At 67.7% G+C, this 14,421-nt stretch carries 13 protein-coding genes; 10 read left to right on the top strand and 3 right to left on the bottom strand.

Annotated features, from left to right (window positions below):
- Positions 1-47: 47 nt before the first annotated feature.
- The 10 genes from FKM97_RS09355 to FKM97_RS09400 all read left to right on the top strand — a co-directional run bounded on the left by FKM97_RS09355 (position 48) and on the right by FKM97_RS09400 (position 9,618).
- Positions 48-839: an enoyl-CoA hydratase-related protein gene (locus tag FKM97_RS09355; RefSeq protein ID WP_144292128.1), complete on the top strand. Its 792-nt coding sequence runs from the start codon at positions 48-50 to the stop codon at positions 837-839.
- Between the two features lie 28 nt (positions 840-867).
- Complete coding sequence (locus FKM97_RS09360) at positions 868-1,641, top strand: SDR family NAD(P)-dependent oxidoreductase (protein ID WP_246105009.1); 774 nt, start codon at positions 868-870, stop codon at positions 1,639-1,641.
- A gap of 11 nt (positions 1,642-1,652) precedes the next feature.
- A complete protein-coding gene (locus FKM97_RS09365; protein ID WP_144292130.1) occupies positions 1,653-2,807 on the top strand; it encodes an acyl-CoA dehydrogenase family protein in 1,155 nt (384 codons plus the stop codon).
- Between the two features lie 137 nt (positions 2,808-2,944).
- Positions 2,945-3,706 carry an IclR family transcriptional regulator gene (locus FKM97_RS09370; protein ID WP_144292131.1) on the top strand — a complete coding sequence of 254 codons (762 nt, stop codon included), beginning with the start codon at positions 2,945-2,947 and terminating at the stop codon, positions 3,704-3,706.
- Complete coding sequence (locus FKM97_RS09375) at positions 3,699-4,850, top strand: CaiB/BaiF CoA transferase family protein (protein WP_144292132.1); 1,152 nt, start codon at positions 3,699-3,701, stop codon at positions 4,848-4,850. Before FKM97_RS09370 ends, FKM97_RS09375 begins: the two co-directional genes overlap by 8 nt.
- The gene (locus tag FKM97_RS09380) at positions 4,847-6,061 is read left to right on the top strand and encodes a CaiB/BaiF CoA transferase family protein (protein ID WP_144292133.1); all 1,215 of its coding nucleotides are present in this window, start codon (positions 4,847-4,849) and stop codon (positions 6,059-6,061) included. Before FKM97_RS09375 ends, FKM97_RS09380 begins: the two co-directional genes overlap by 4 nt.
- 8 nt (positions 6,062-6,069) lie before the next feature.
- Entirely contained in the window at positions 6,070-7,257 is a 1,188-nt protein-coding gene (locus FKM97_RS09385) for an acyl-CoA dehydrogenase family protein (protein WP_144292134.1), read from the top strand.
- On the top strand, positions 7,254-8,027 hold the full coding sequence (locus FKM97_RS09390) for an enoyl-CoA hydratase/isomerase family protein (protein WP_144292135.1): 774 nt from the start codon (positions 7,254-7,256) through the stop codon (positions 8,025-8,027). Before FKM97_RS09385 ends, FKM97_RS09390 begins: the two co-directional genes overlap by 4 nt.
- Positions 8,027-9,172 (top strand): thiolase C-terminal domain-containing protein, encoded by a 1,146-nt coding sequence (locus FKM97_RS09395; protein ID WP_144292136.1) that lies wholly within the window; start codon positions 8,027-8,029, stop codon positions 9,170-9,172. The genes FKM97_RS09390 and FKM97_RS09395 overlap by 1 nt, the downstream gene beginning before the upstream one ends.
- Positions 9,173-9,177: 5 nt before the next feature.
- Entirely contained in the window at positions 9,178-9,618 is a 441-nt protein-coding gene (locus FKM97_RS09400; protein WP_144292137.1) for a Zn-ribbon domain-containing OB-fold protein, read from the top strand.
- Between the two features lie 372 nt (positions 9,619-9,990).
- Here the strand turns inward: FKM97_RS09400 and FKM97_RS09405 are convergent, their stop codons facing one another.
- From FKM97_RS09405 to FKM97_RS09415, 3 genes are all read right to left on the bottom strand, one after another.
- Positions 9,991-11,166: a 2-methylaconitate cis-trans isomerase PrpF family protein gene (locus tag FKM97_RS09405; protein ID WP_144292138.1), complete on the bottom strand. Its 1,176-nt coding sequence runs from the start codon at positions 11,164-11,166 to the stop codon at positions 9,991-9,993.
- A 30-nt stretch (positions 11,167-11,196) separates the two neighbouring features.
- A complete protein-coding gene (locus FKM97_RS09410) occupies positions 11,197-13,398 on the bottom strand; it encodes a CaiB/BaiF CoA-transferase family protein (protein ID WP_144292139.1) in 2,202 nt (733 codons plus the stop codon).
- Between the two features lie 119 nt (positions 13,399-13,517).
- Positions 13,518-14,288 carry an enoyl-CoA hydratase-related protein gene (locus tag FKM97_RS09415; protein WP_144292140.1) on the bottom strand — a complete coding sequence of 257 codons (771 nt, stop codon included), beginning with the start codon at positions 14,286-14,288 and terminating at the stop codon, positions 13,518-13,520.
- Between the last annotated feature and the right edge of the window lie 133 nt (positions 14,289-14,421).

The following is a 14,421-nucleotide window of genomic DNA, read 5'->3' on the forward strand; positions in this document are numbered from 1 at the left end:
CAAGGTTAGACCGCCGGCAAAACGGCTGCAGTCAGGGAGCTAAGCATTTGTCCTACGAGGATATTCTCTACGAGAGCGGCGACGGGATCGCGACCATCACCATCAATCGGCCCGAGGTCCGCAACGCCGTCCGTCCCAAGACCTATGAGGAGCTGACGGCCGCCTTCAAGGTCGCCGCCGAGGACGCGACGGTGGGCGTCGTGGTCATCACTGGCGCGGGCGACAAGGCCTTCTGCTCCGGCGGCGACGTGCGCGACCAGTCGAGCCGCACCCCCCATGTCGGCCGCATGCACATGCGCCGCCTGTACGCGCTCTCCTCCATGATGCGCATGATGGACAAGCCGATCATCGCCAAGGTGCGCGGCTTCTGCGTCGGCGGCGGCAATGAGATCAATCTCTTCTGCGACCTGACGGTGGCGAGCGAGGATGCGAAATTCGGCCAGGTCGGCCCGCGGGTCGGCTCCATCCCCATCTGGGGCGCCTGTCAGCTGCTCGCCCGCTATGTCGGCGAGCGCAAGGCCCGCGAGATGCTCTACACCTGCAAGCTCTATACGGCGCAACAATCCCTCGACATGGGGCTCATCAACGAGGTCTGCCCCGCCGAGGATCTCGATCGCGTCGTTCACGAGCTGTGCCAGTCGATCCTCGACAAGAGCCCGCAAAGCATCCGCATCGCGAAGATCGCCTTGAATGCCGGGTCGGACCAGGAGTTCTACGGCTCCTTCTTCCCCACCTCCGAGCTCCTGGCCGGCATCTATGGCAATGAGGAGAACATGGAAGGCATCACCGCCTTCCTCGAGAAGCGCCCGAGCGATTTCCGCAAATATCGCCGTCCGTAGGAAGACCAGAGGAGACGAGAACGTGCAGATGGGTTTGGAGGGCAAGATCGCCCTGATCACCGGCGGCGCCCGCGGCATCGGCTTTGCCGCCGCGCAGATCCTGGCCGCCGAAGGGGTGAAGCTCGCTTTGGTCGACATTAATGGTGACGCCGCCGCGGCCGCCGCGCAATCCCTGACCGGCACCGAGGCGATCGGCATCCGGGCCGACATCTCGAGCGAGGCCGACGTCGCCGCCATGGTCGCCGCCGCCACCGAGAGGTTCGGCCGCATCGACATCTTCGTCAACAGCGCCGCCGTCCTCGACGATAAGCTGTTCCTCGACTCAGGACCCGCCGATTGGAGCCGCATGCTGAATGTCTGCCTGCTCGGCCCCATGCTCTGCCTGCGCCACATCCTCCCCGGCATGGTCGAGCGCGGTCATGGCCGGGTCATCTGCCTGGCCTCCGACTCCGCCCGTGTGGGCCAGGCGCGTCTCTCTTACTACGCCGCCGCCAAGGCCGGCGTGATCGCTTTGGTGAAGTCCGTGGCCCAGGAGGTCGGCAAGGGCGGCGTCACCCTCAACGTCGTCTCCCCCGGCGCCACCAACACGCCCTTGCGCATCGAGCGCGAGGACGGACTGCGCGCGCAGATGGGCGAGGAGAAATATGCCCGCCGCGTGAACAGCGTCCTGAAGATGTATCCCGCCGGACGCATCGGCGAGCCTGACGACATCGGCTCCGCCATCGTCTTCCTCGCCAGCGACCGTGCATCGTGGATCACCGGACAGGTGCTCAGCGTCAACGGCGGCTTCGTGATGCCCTGAAGGATCACCCCATGGATTTCTCCCTTACCGAAGAACAGACGATCCTCCAGGACTCGGCCCGCCGCATGGTCGAGCAGGAGATCATGCCGATCCTGAAGGCCAATGATCCCGACCGGCCGCTTCCCAAATCCGCCATGCTCCAGGTCTATGCCGTCTTTGCCCGCGAGGGCCTGACCGCTCCCCGCCTGCCCCAGGAGGATGGTGGCAGCGGCATGAAGATGCTCGATTACGGCCTCGTCTTCGAGCAGCTGCCTCCTGCCATGGCGATTTCGCTTCTGTCGCATGAATGCACCATCGCCCGCATCCATGCCGACAGCAGCGAGGCCCAGAAGGCGAAATTCCTCCCCGACCTGCTCGCCGGCCGCAAGATCTGCTGCACCGGCACCACCGAGCCCGACACCGGCTCGGATCCGCGCGGCGTGCGCGCCCGCGTCGTCGAAAAAGACGATGCCCTCGTCATCAATGGCCGCAAGATGTGGATCACCAACGGCACGGCGAGCGACATCATGATCGCCACCTGTTCCGCCGGCGAGGGCCCCAAGGGCAACATCATGCGCCGCGTCGTGGTCGAGCGTGACGTCTCGCCTTACGAGGCGCTCGAGATTTCCTCCCTCGGATTGCGCCAGGGCCATCTCTCCGAGATCCTGTTCAACGACTGCCGCGTGCCCAAGGAGAACGCCCTGGGCCAAGGCGGCGACGCAGCCCGCATCCTGACCCTCACCTGGAACGGCAACCGCCCTCTCGTCGGCCTCGCCGCCGTCCATCTCGGCCAGAAGTCCCTGGACGCGGCGATCGAATATTCCAAAGTCCGCAAGCAGTTCGGCGGCTATATCGGGGCCAAGCAGCTGATCCAGGAGCGGATCGCCGACATTGCGGCCGACGTCATGGCAAGCCGCCTGCTCTGCTATCACGCCCTCGACACCATCGACAAAGGCGGCCGCGCCAACGGCACCTCCGCCATGGCCAAGCGCTTCGCGACCACCGCCTGCGAACGTGCCGTATCCCTCGCCATGCATGTCCACGGCGCCATGGGCATCAGCCGCGAAGCCGGCCTCGAGCAGCTCTATCGCGACGTCCGCATGCTCCCCATCCCCGATGGCACCAACGAGGTTCTGACCCTGATCACCGGCCGCGACCTGATCGGCCTGGACGCGATCCGGGCCTGAGGCCGCGCCATGACCCAGAGCTCCTCCGCCCTCCTTGTCCCCGCCAAGAGTCTCAGGTGCATTTTGCTGCGCCCTGTGCTGTATCCCCGGACGGTGGCCGCCCGTGGGGATGCGGCCGCGTCCATGACCGGGAGGGGATGACGATGATCCGTGCAGTGAGCAGGGCTCTGGCGATTTTCGATGCCTTTGACGACCAGCACCTTGCCTTGACGCTGCAGGAAATCGGCGAGCGCATCGCCATGCCGAAGGCCACCACCTTCCGCCTCGTGAACAGTCTTGAGCGGGGGGGCTTTCTCGTCCGCCTCGACAATCAGCAATATTGCCTGTCGCTGAAGCTCGTCCGCCTCGCCGGCCTGGTGAAGAGCACCATCGGCATTCGCGAGGTAAGCCGCCCGGTCATGCTGGCCGTCTCCAAGCAGACCGGCGAGACCGTCACCGTGAACGCTTTGTCCGGCCACCAGCGCGTCTGCATCGACGTCATCGACACGCCCTCGCCTCTGATGACCATCGTCCGCCCCGGCGAACACCTGCTCCTTCTCCACGGCGCCACCGGCAAGGCCCTCCTCGCCCATCGCACCCCCGATGAGCTCGACGCCATCATCGCAGCCTCGCCCGGCGGCGAACGCATCGATCGGGTGGCTCTGGAGGCCGAGCTCCAGCAGATCCGCGAACGCGGCTATTCCCTCACCAGCGGCCAGCGGGTCCAGGGCATCACCGCCATTGGCGTGCCCCTGCGCGATATGCGCGAGGAGGTGCACCATTCGCTGGCCCTGACCGGCCCCAGCATCCGCATGGATCCGCGCATCGAGGAGTTCTCCGCGATCATGGTGGCCGCCGGCGCCGAGATCTCGAGCCATCTCGGCTCCATCCTCTCCTCCAGAGCGATCCCGCATGACTGAACCCGGCGCCCTCGCGGACTTTGACATCCTCGAAACCGGCACGGTCACGGCCTATGCCGGCAAGCTCTTCGCCGATCACGGCGCCAAGGTCACCCTGGTCGAGCCGCCCTCCGGCTCCCCCTTGCGCCAGCACCCGCCCTTCCTCGCCGGCCGCACCGGCCCCGATCGCAGCCTCCACTTCCACTATATGAGTGCGGGCAAGCACAGCCTCCTCGCCGATCTCGACACCGAACAAGGCTGCCAGCTGTTCCGCGACCGCCTCGGCCGCTGCGACATCATCCTCGACGACCGCCCGCAATCCTGGTGGCGCGAGCTCGGTCTCGGCTTCGAAGCCCTCTCCGCCGAACACCCGCGCCTCGTCTGGTGCGCCGTGACCCCCTATGGCCAGTCTGGGCCGTATGCCGACTATGCCGGCACCGATCTCACCGCCATGGCCATGGGCGGCATGGCCTGGCTCGCGGGCTATGCCGACGGCCCCACGGTCTCGCGCGGCGAGATCGCCCTGCGCAGCGCTGCTCTCTATGCCGCCGTCACGGCCCTCGTGGTCGCCCTCGGCCGCGGCCCGCAAGCCGGAGGCCGCTTCGTCGACATCTCCATCCAGGAAGTGGTGGCCCTGGGCACCGAGACGGCGCCGCAATTCTACGACCTCCACGGCGTTATCCGGCGCCGCAATGCCGATCCCCAGCGCCAGGCCGGCATCGGCGTCTATCCCTGTGCCGACGGCTTCGTCATGGTCTATGCCGCCGAGGCCGGCGTCGGCACCGGCTGGACCCGCCTGGTCGAATGGATGGTCGAATCGGGCATCGCTGCGGCTCGCCCCATGCTCTCCGCCGAATGGGCGACCAACGCCTTCAAGCAGACCGCAGCGGCCAAGCGCGAATTCGCCGCAGCCTTCCAGTCCTTCGCCGGCCACCGCTGCAAGCAGGATCTCTTCGTCGAAGGCCAGCGCCGCCGCATCGCCATCGCTCCCGTCAACGGGCCAGCCGAGGTCTTGGCCGACCCGCATCTGCGCGAGACCGGCTATTTCCGTAACCTCGACATCGGCACGGGCAGCCCCGTCCCCTGCCCCGGCGCCCCCTTTCTCCTCTCGCGCACCCCGGGCCGCAGCACCGGTCGCGCCCCCGCCCTCGGAGAGCAGGGATGAACCGCCCCCCCTTGGCCGACATCCGCATCCTCGACTTCTCCTGGGTCGGCGCCGGGCCCTTCACCACGAAGATCTTGAGCGATTTCGGCGCCGAGGTGGTGAAGATCGAATCCCACCGGCGCCCCGATCAGCTTCGCAAGGCTGAACCTCTCACGGGCCAGCGCACCCTCGAGGAAAGCGGCTACTTCGCCAATCGCAACGTCAACAAGAAGAGCATCGCCATCGACCTCAAGCATCCCGAGGCCGGTCCCGTGGTGCTGGCGCTTGCGGCCCGCAGCGACGTCGTGATCAACTCCTTCTCCCCCGGCGTCATGGAGCGGTTCGGTCTCGGCTATGAGGAGATCCGCGCGGTCCGCGACGACGTCATCTATGTCAGCATGCCCTTCGGCGGAGACAGTGGCCCCTATCGCGACTTCCTGGGCTACGGCATGAACATCGCAGCCCTGGTCGGGCTGCTCGCCCTCGGCGGCCTCCCGGGCCGTTGGCCGGTCGGCACCGGCACCAACTATCCCGACCATCTTCCGAACCCGCTCCATGCGGCCTTCGCCATCCTCACCGCCTTGGCCGAGCGCCGGCGCAGCGGCCGCGGCCAGATCATCACTCTGTCCCAGATCGACAGCACGCTCGCCATGGTCCCCGACGACATTCTCGACTACGCCGCGAATAGCCGTCTGCCCGAGCCTGGCCACCTCGATGATCCCGAAGCCGGCCCTCACGGCCTGTATCCCTGCCAGGGCGAGGATCGCTGGTGCGCCATCTCGGTTCGGGGTGACGCGCAATTTGCTGCCCTCGCCTGCGCCATGGGTGAGCCTGCCCTCGCCTGCGACCCGCGCTTTGCCTCCCTCTCCGCCCGCCGCAGCCATCAGGCGGAGCTGGATGCGCGCGTCTCCGCCTGGACCGCCTTGCGCGAGCCGCGCGCGGTGATGGAGGAGCTGCAGTTCCTGGGCATCGCCGCCGGCATCGTCCAGACCCCGGACGATCTCCTCGTCCGCGACCCGCAGCTCGAGGCCCGCGGCTTCTGGCAATATCTCGACCACCCCGTCATGCAGCGCAGCGTCTATCACGGCGTCCCGGCCTGCATCTCGGGCCTCTCCAACCGCTATGCGACCCCGGCCCCCCTGCTGGGCCAGCACAATGCCGAGCTGCCTCACCTCACCGGCCTGTCGCCGGACGTGATCGCCGGTCTTACCGCCCGCGGGGTGTTCCAATGAGCGAGGCCATGAATTTCGATCTTCCGCCCGAGATCGCCATGATCCGCGACACCGTCCACCGTTTCGCCGTGGAGACGCTCCGTCCCCACGAGCCTCTTGTTCTGCGCCGCGAGGCCGAGCGGGGCTTCACAGACACGCCGCTGCTTCCCCCCGAGATCGAGGCGGAGCTTCACGTCAAGGCGCGCGACATCGGCCTCTACGGCATCGACGTGCCCGAGGAATTCGGCGGCCAGGATCTCGGCGCCCTCACCAAATGCGTGGTCATCGAGCAACTGAAGCACTCCATCGTCCCCTTTGTCGCCCCGCCCGACAGCCCGAACCTGCATCTCCTGCAGTCGCTCTGTCGCGGCGATCAGGTGGAGCGCTATTTCCTGCCCTATGCGCGCGGCGAGAAGCGCGCGAGCCTCGCCCTCACCGAGCCTGCGGCCGGGTCGGATGCGGGCGCCATCCGCACCAGCGCCGAGCGCCGCAACGGCCGTTGGATCCTCAACGGCACGAAATCCTTCATCAGCCACGCCCGCGCCGCAGACTTCCTCATCGTCATCGCGGTCACCGACCCGGCCAAGCGCAATCACGGCGGCATGACCGCCTTCCTCGTCGACAAGGATGCGCCCGGCCTCTCCATTCCCTCGATCTACCCCATGATCGGAGAATATTGCCCCTATGAGGTCGTCCTCGACAATGTCGAGCTCGGCGACGAACACGTCCTCGGCGAGGTCGGCGACGCCTTTGGTCCTCTCCAGCGCCGGCTCGGCCTCCGCCGCATGGAGATTGCGGCCCGCTGTCTCGGATTTGCGGCGCGCTGCATCGAGATGATGATCGAGCAGGCCAACAGCCGCTCGACCTTCGGCCGGCTGCTGGCCGATCGCCAGACCATCCAATGGTGGATCGCCGACAGCTGGCAGGAGCTGGAGATGGCCCGCCTCCTCACCTATCGGCTCGCCACCCGCCTCGACCGCGGCGATGGCGACCTGCGCACGGAGGCCTCCATGGTCAAGATCCAGGGCACCGAGATGATCACCCGGGTCATCGACCGCACCATCCAGGCCTTTGGCGGCATGGGGGTCAGCAAGGAACTGCCGCTCGAATATATCTATCGGGTCGTCCGGGTCTATCGCATCGTCGAGGGTCCCAGCGAGATCCATCGTTGGGTCATCGCCCGTGACCTCCTCAAACACGGGCAGCCCTCCTCATGACCATCGACATCGCCCATGAGGGGCGCATCACCCTCATCACCATCAACCGCCCCGAGGCCCGCAACGCTCTCGATCCCGCCAGTGCTGCCGCCCTCCATGACGCGCTCGCAGCCTTCGAGGCCGATGCCGACAGCCGCGTCGCCATTGTCACCGGGGCCGGCGACCGGTCCTTCTGCGCCGGCGCCGACCTTCGCGGCGTTCTCGACCCCGACATCACCCTTGCCCAGCGCGCCGTGGGGGGATCGGATGCAAGCCTCGTCCGCGACCCCGGCCTCACCAAGCCGGTGATCGCCGCCGTCAACGGCTATTCCCTGGGCGGCGGCTTCGAGCTCGCTCTCATCTGCGACATCCGCATCGCCTCCACCACGGCGAGCTTCGGCCTCACCGAGGTCGCGGTCGGCAGCATGCCCGGCAGCGGCGGCACCCAGCGCCTGCCGCGCCTTATCGGCCCCGGCATCGCCGCCCATCTCGCCCTCACCGGCGAGCGCATCGATGCCGCCGAAGCCTTTCGCATCGGCCTCGTCACGCGGGTGACCGAGCCCGACGCCCTCATGGCCGAGGCCCGCGCCATTGCCGCCCGCATCGAGGCCAATGCCCCCCTCTCCGTCCGTGCGGTGAAACAAGCTTTGCGCCAGGGCCAGGACATGCCCCTGTCCCAGGGCCTGATCTATGAGCGCAACCTCTTCAACCTGCTGCGCGAAAGCGAGGACCGCATCGAGGGGCGCCGCGCCTTCGCCGAAAAGCGCCAACCCGTCTTCAAAGGCCGCTGATGAGCACTCTCACCGATAAGATCGCCATTGCCGGCGTGGGCGCCACGGCTCAGGGCAAGCTCCCCGGCCGCACGGCCCTGGACCTCGGCATCGAGGCCTTCACCCTCGCTCTCAACGATGCGGGCCTGGCCAAGCACGACATCGACGGCCTGCTCACCATGCCCGGCACCACCTCGCCTGAGGGCAGCCTCCATTATTTGCGCCTGGGCGAGGCCTTGGGTGTGAACCCGCGCTATACCGGCAGCCTCACCATGGGCGGCGGCACCGCCGGCGCTTTGGTCCAGATGGCAGCCCTTGCCATTCATGCCGGGCTCGCCACCACAATCGCCTGCGTCTTCGGCGACACCGCCAAGACCGGCGGCGTCAAATTCGACCGCGCCAGCGGCGGCGAGGTCCCCTGGTCCCATTGGGGCATGATGGGGGCTGCCGCCAACAGCGCGATCGCTGCCGACCGCCACATGCACGCCTATGGCACCACCAGCCGCCAGCTCGCCGAGGTGGCGGTCGCCTGCCGCCATCACGCCTCCCTCAATCCCGACGCCGTCATGCGCGAGCCCATTACCATCGAGGACCATCAAGCCTCCCGCTGGATCGTCCGGCCCTTGCGCCTGCTCGACTGCTGCCTCATCTCCGATGGCGGCGTCTGCATCATCGTCACCTCGACCGAGCGCGCCCGCGACCTGCGCCAGCCCCCGGCCGTGATCGCCGGCTGCGGCCAGGCCTATACCGCCCAGACCCTGGAGGCCGAGCGCTGGTGGTATGTCCCGCATCAGCGCACGGCCCTGGAGGCCGCCTTCCGCATGGCCGGCGTCACGCCCGCCGACATCGACGTGGCCCAGCTCTACGACAATTTCACCATTTCCGTGATCCTCTGGCTCGAGCATGCGGGCTTCTGCGAGGAGGGCGAGGGCGGGGCCTTCGTCGAGGGCGGCCGCATCCGGCTCGGCGGCGCCCTTCCCGTCAATACCGCCGGCGGCAATCTGTCGGAGAGCTACATGGAAGGCTGGCTGCACGTCGTCGAAGGCGTGCGCCAGATCCGCGGCGCCGGAGGGGCGCGCCAGGTTGACGGGGCCCGCCACTGCCTGGTGACCGGCCGCGGCATGGCCCTCAACTGCGCCAATGCCATGATCCTGAGGCGTGAGTGAAAGCCATGACCGATCCCCAACCCAAGCCTTTGCCTGTGCTGACCGACCTGAACCGCCCCTTCTGGGAAGGGGCGGCCGCAGGTCGCCTCATGCTCCAGAAATGCGGCCAATGCGGTCACATCCGCTTTCCCTTTGGCCCGGTCTGCACAATCTGCCTGTCCCCGGACACGCGCTGGGCGCAGCTCTCCGGCCGCGGCGAGGTCCTGTCCCACCTCGTCTTCCATCAGGTCTATCACAAGGCCTGGGCCGGCGACGTGCCCTACAGCGTTGTCATGGTCCAGCTCGACGAGGGACCGAGGCTCTTCTCCAACATCCTCGACCCGACCCGCAGCGACATCGAGACCGACCTGGTCGGCCGCCGCGTCGAGGCCGTCTTCGAGCCCCTCACCGACACCCTCGCCCGCCCCCTCTTCCGCGTGGTCGACCCCCCTCCTCCCAGATCCTGAGGAGCCCCCACACCCGTCATCCCGTGCGCGCTGCAGCACGAAGTGATGCTGCGCAGACCCGGGACCGCCAAGAGCAAGAATCCCTCATCCGGAGAAGGCCGCCCGGGATCCCGGGTCAAGCCCGGGATGACAGCGAGATTATAAGAGCGCCACCCACCCCCGTCATCCCGGACGCGCTGCAGCGCGCAGCGGTGCCGCGCAGATCCGGGACCCCATGCGGCTCGCACAACACGTCATCCCGTGCGCGCTGCAGCACGAAGTGATGCTGCGCAGACCCGGGACCGCCAAGAGCAAGAATCCCTCATCCGGAGAAGGCCGCCCGGGATCCCGGCTCAAGCCCGGGATGACAGCCAGAGGAGGCCCCGCAGCCCCTCAATACCCTCCGCCGGTCGGCACGAACACCGTGCCCTCCATGATCCGCCGGGCGGTCCGTCCGAAGCCCAAAGCCTCGATCTCCATGCCGGCCTCGTTGTTCGCCTTGCGCGTCTTCACCACCACATGCATGACGCCCGACGGATGCCCGATGCTCAGCGTCTCCTTCTCCGCCGCACCGTTCCCCATGGCTTGGTTGACGATCGAATCCGGCACGCGCGAGGCGGCCGCGATGCACATCGACCCGGTCCCCGCCATGCTCTCATGGCAGCGGTTCATGAAGATCAGCCGGGCCTTGAAGTCCATGTCCTTGGCCTCTGTGGGCTGACCGTTCAGCGTCTTGTAGGCGCTCGGTTCGGAGACGAACACGACGAAGGGCAGGAACGGGGATTCCTCGTCCACCTTTGTCCAGCTCGAGGCATAGCCGATCCGCTCCGCCGCCTTGCCGCGGATTTCCCGCAGCCGTTGCACCAACCCGTGATCATGATTGATCTCCTCCGGCCCCTCGTCGCCGCGCAGGCCGATATCTTCAGCCCGGCAGAACACGATCGTATTCGCCACGTCGCAGATGGTGACCTCGAGGTCTTGCCCGCTTTCGAGCTTCAGCATGTCCGTCCGGTTTCCCGTCGGCAGCACCTTGCCGGTCTTGGCCCCGGCGGTGAGCCGGTAGTCCATGAAGATCTCCGCCCCCGTCCCCGGCACGCCGGCAATGGCGAAGTCGCCCTTCACCTTGGCGCGGCCCTGATGCACCGGCACCTTCGCGATCATGATCTTGGAGGTGTTGGTGTTGTGGATCCGCACCTCCGTGAACGGCTCTTCCGGCCGCACCAGCCCCGCATCGACGGCGAAGGGCCCGACGCCGGCGGAGATGTTTCCGCAATTGCCCGAATAGTCGATCACCGGCTTGTCCAGTTCGGCCTGGGCGAAGGTATAGTCCACATCGGCACCTTCCACCGTGGCCGGTCCGATGATGGCGATCTTCGAGGTCACCAGATGCGTCCCGCCGAGCCCGTCGATCTGCATCACGTCCGGCGTCCCCATCATCCGCAGCAGCAGGGCATCGCGTTCCCCGCCCGCCGGTGGCAGGTCATGCTCGTGCAGATAGACGCCCTTGCTGGTCCCTCCGCGCATCAGGGTGCAGCGAATGCCGATCTGTTCCGCATCGTAATAGCTCATGGTCGCGTCCTCTCTCGTCTCTTGCTGTGTCTAGACATTGGCGGGCCGGCGCATCGGCTCGGGCGGCGCGGAGTGACCGGCAAGCCGCGCGGCATCGTCATTGCCCTCGCCCAGCGGCCCGATGGGCTCACCGACCACGGCCGGTGTGCGCGACAGGCGGAAGGGCGGCCCGAGCAGGGGCCAGTCGAGCCCGTCGCTGTGGCGCCAGTTCACGACGCCCGCCGTAACCGTCGCCGGATCATCCGCGACCTCCGCCACCGAGCGCACGATTGTCGCCGCAAAGCCCGCTTGGCTCAAGGCTGCTGCCGCTGCCGCACGCTCCAGGGCGGCGAACGCGATCCCCGTCTCCTGCTCCTGGGCCGCGACCGCCGCCGCATCGGCAGCGACCGCGACATGACCATCCCGGCAGGTGATCATGGTCAGATCCTCTGGCGTCTCGCCGTTCCAGTTCGTCTGCGTCATCCACACCGCGGCATCCTGCATGGCAAGGTCGATCGCCTGCCCCTGCCCGCTCCGGTCGCGATATTCGAGCAGCGCCAGGATCGCGAAGCAGGCAAACAGGCCGCCGGTGATGTCGCCGGCCGAGATGCCGAGCTTCGTCGGCACCCCCTCGACCCGGGTGAGGTCCATGATTCCCGACATGGCCTGCACCACCGTATCGAAGGCCGGCCGCCCGGGATGCACCGAGGAGGCTCCGAATCCGGAGATCCCGCAATAGACGAGCCGCGGATTGATCCGCTCCAGCGCGGCCGGGTCGTAGCCGAGCCGGGTGAGCGAGCCCGGCTTCATGTTTTCCACCAGCACATCCGCCGTCTCCAGCAACCCCTGGAAGATCTCGCGATCGGCCGCGTCGCGCAGGTCGAGGGCGACGCTGCGCTTGCCGCTGTTGCTCATGGCAAAGAAATAGCCCGTGCCGGCCTGATGCGGCGGCCAGGCCCGCGAGGCCTCCCCGGCGAGCGGCTCGACCTTGAGCACCTCCGCCCCCAGCGAGGCGAGCTGCCGGGCCGCCAGGGGCGCCGTCGTATACTGGCCGATCTCGATCACCCGCAGCCCTGCGCAGGGCAACTGCGGCGCACGCGTGTCTGCGCCAGCAGCAGAGCGCGGCGCACGCGTGTCGCCGCCAGCAGAATCACGGGGCGCCAGGCCGGCGACGAAGCTACGATCGCCATCCCGGACCGGGATCGCCTCCGGCGCAAGCCCGGGCGTCCGCGAGGCCTTGAGCGGCGCCCCGGCGACGAGGGCCTGTCCGCCAGTGACCGGATCCTTGAGCCGCAGGGCCATGCGCCGATGCATGACATTGTCGTCCTGCTCCAGCTTGGCGATTTCGAGGATCGGGCCCGAGGCGATGTCGCCGCGATTGAGCCGGTCGACGCAATGCTCCACCGACTGGCTGCCCATCCAGTCATTTACGACCGCATCGACCTCCTCGACCCGGACGATCCGGTCGGCGAGCTTGGCGAGCGGACCATCCTGCGCCAGGGCCGGCGTCTCCATCAGCGCACAAAGCCTTGACCAGTGCTCATCCTTGGCCGAACAGAGCAGCACCCAGCCGTCGCTGGCGCGATAGGCGTTCCAGGGGGCGGCCATGGGATGCCGGTTCCCGGCCCGCTTCGTGGCTTTGCCGCCGTAATGCAGCGGCAGATAGGTCGCCAGCGCGTTGATGCCGCATTCATAGATGCTGATATCGACCCGCTGCGGCACCCCGTCCAGGCGGCGGCTGCGGATTGCCGCCACCACGCCGGTCGCCGCATAGAGCCCGGCGTGAAATTCGAGGGCGGAGACCTCCGACGGCATGGGCGGCAGGCTCGGCAATCCCGTGACGTCGGCGACGCCGGTTACCGCCTGCAGCAGCTTCTCGCCCCAGCCGCGCTGCTCCGCCGGCGCATCAGACCCGAACCCGGTGACGTCGCAGACGATGGCACGGTCGGTCACCAGCGCGGCCACAGCATCGCCGAGCGGGCTTGCCACATCGGACGAGGTCAGCACCACATCCGCAGCGGCCACGGCCTTGGCCAGCATCGCCTGGTCCTCGGCCCGCTCGCTCCAGCCCAGGCTGCGTTTTCCCGCCGTCAGCGTGGCGCGGCTGCGCCATTTATGGTGCGAGCCCGGCTGCTCCGGCTCGACGACGATCACCGTCGCTCCGGCCTGAGCCAGCAGCAGGCCGCAGGCGGCACAGGCGACCCGGTCGCCGACTTCGAGCACGATGAGATCTGACAGGGCCGTTCGCTGCATCGCACCTTCTCGAGTTTCACTCTACGGAACTAGGTTCATTTTACCCATGCTACCAACCCGACCCCCTGCTCGTCCAGCCCCGGAGGGCCGATCAACGTCCCTCATTTCACCTTTGCCCATCACCGCCCCGTGAAGTGGGGCTTGCGCTTGTCCAGGAAGGCGCGCGCGCCTTCCTTCTGGTCGGCGGTATCGAACAGCAGCTGGAAGGCCTTCCGTTCCAGGCGCAGCGCCGTATCCAGGGGCGCATCCTCGCCCGCCGCCACCACTTCCTTGATCTGCGCCACCGCTAGGGGCGGCATCGCGGCGATCCGTTCCGCGATTTTGAGAGCCTCGGCGAGCGCCGACCCGTCCGGCACCACGCGGCTCGCGAGCCCCATCTCGAAGGCGGCGCGCCCGCTGAAGGTCTCCCCCGTCAGCACCAGCAGCATGGTCTTGTACTTGCCGATCGCCCGCAACAGCCGCTGCGTGCCCCCGGCGCCCGGCATCACCCCCACCTTCACCTCGGGTTGGCCGAAAGTTGCGGTCTCGCCGGCGACGATGATGTCGGCATGCATGGCAAGCTCGCAGCCGCCGCCCAGCGCATAGCCCTCCACGGCTGCGATGACCGGCTTGGGAAACCGCGTCAGCGACTCCCACAACACGTGCAGCTTGCGCAGCAGGTGATCGACCGGCTGCGTCTCCAGCATCACCTTGATGTCCGCCCCGGCGACGAACACCGTCTCGCTGCCGGTGAGCACCACCGCCCGGATCTCCTCATCCTGCGCCAGCCCGTCAAACGCGGCAGCCAACCCCTGCCGCACCTCCATGTTGAGGGCGTTGAGCGCTTCCGGCCGGCTGATCTGGACCTGGGCGACCCCGGCGACGGGCCGGGTGACGATGACGACCGACATGCATGATCTCACTGTTGAAAACGGGAAACCGTTGAAAACGGGAAGCCGTTGAAACGGGAGCGCCCAGGCTAGCGGGGTCCACGCCTCGGATCCAGGTCCGATTTCCGACGGAAGGCGACTGCTGACGCCGCCG

This window comes from Rhodoligotrophos appendicifer (genome assembly GCF_007474605.1).
GTDB classification, from domain to species: Bacteria; Pseudomonadota; Alphaproteobacteria; order Rhizobiales; family Im1; genus Rhodoligotrophos; species Rhodoligotrophos appendicifer.

Bases quoted from the DNA above. Each gene is read 5' to 3' on its own strand.
- FKM97_RS09390 (WP_144292135.1), top strand. From the start codon at position 7,254: ATGACCATCGACATCGCCCATGAGGGGCGCATCACCCTCATCACCATC.
- FKM97_RS09415 (WP_144292140.1), bottom strand. From the start codon at position 14,288: ATGTCGGTCGTCATCGTCACCCGGCCCGTCGCCGGGGTCGCCCAGGTC.
- FKM97_RS09400 (WP_144292137.1), top strand. From the start codon at position 9,178: ATGACCGATCCCCAACCCAAGCCTTTGCCTGTGCTGACCGACCTGAAC.
- FKM97_RS09365 (WP_144292130.1), top strand. From the start codon at position 1,653: ATGGATTTCTCCCTTACCGAAGAACAGACGATCCTCCAGGACTCGGCC.
- FKM97_RS09395 (WP_144292136.1), top strand. From the start codon at position 8,027: ATGAGCACTCTCACCGATAAGATCGCCATTGCCGGCGTGGGCGCCACG.
- FKM97_RS09375 (WP_144292132.1), top strand. From the start codon at position 3,699: ATGACTGAACCCGGCGCCCTCGCGGACTTTGACATCCTCGAAACCGGC.
- FKM97_RS09370 (WP_144292131.1), top strand. From the start codon at position 2,945: ATGACGATGATCCGTGCAGTGAGCAGGGCTCTGGCGATTTTCGATGCC.
- FKM97_RS09380 (WP_144292133.1), top strand. From the start codon at position 4,847: ATGAACCGCCCCCCCTTGGCCGACATCCGCATCCTCGACTTCTCCTGG.
- FKM97_RS09360 (WP_246105009.1), top strand. From the start codon at position 868: ATGGGTTTGGAGGGCAAGATCGCCCTGATCACCGGCGGCGCCCGCGGC.
- FKM97_RS09405 (WP_144292138.1), bottom strand. From the start codon at position 11,166: ATGAGCTATTACGATGCGGAACAGATCGGCATTCGCTGCACCCTGATG.
- FKM97_RS09385 (WP_144292134.1), top strand. From the start codon at position 6,070: ATGAATTTCGATCTTCCGCCCGAGATCGCCATGATCCGCGACACCGTC.
- FKM97_RS09410 (WP_144292139.1), bottom strand. From the start codon at position 13,398: ATGCAGCGAACGGCCCTGTCAGATCTCATCGTGCTCGAAGTCGGCGAC.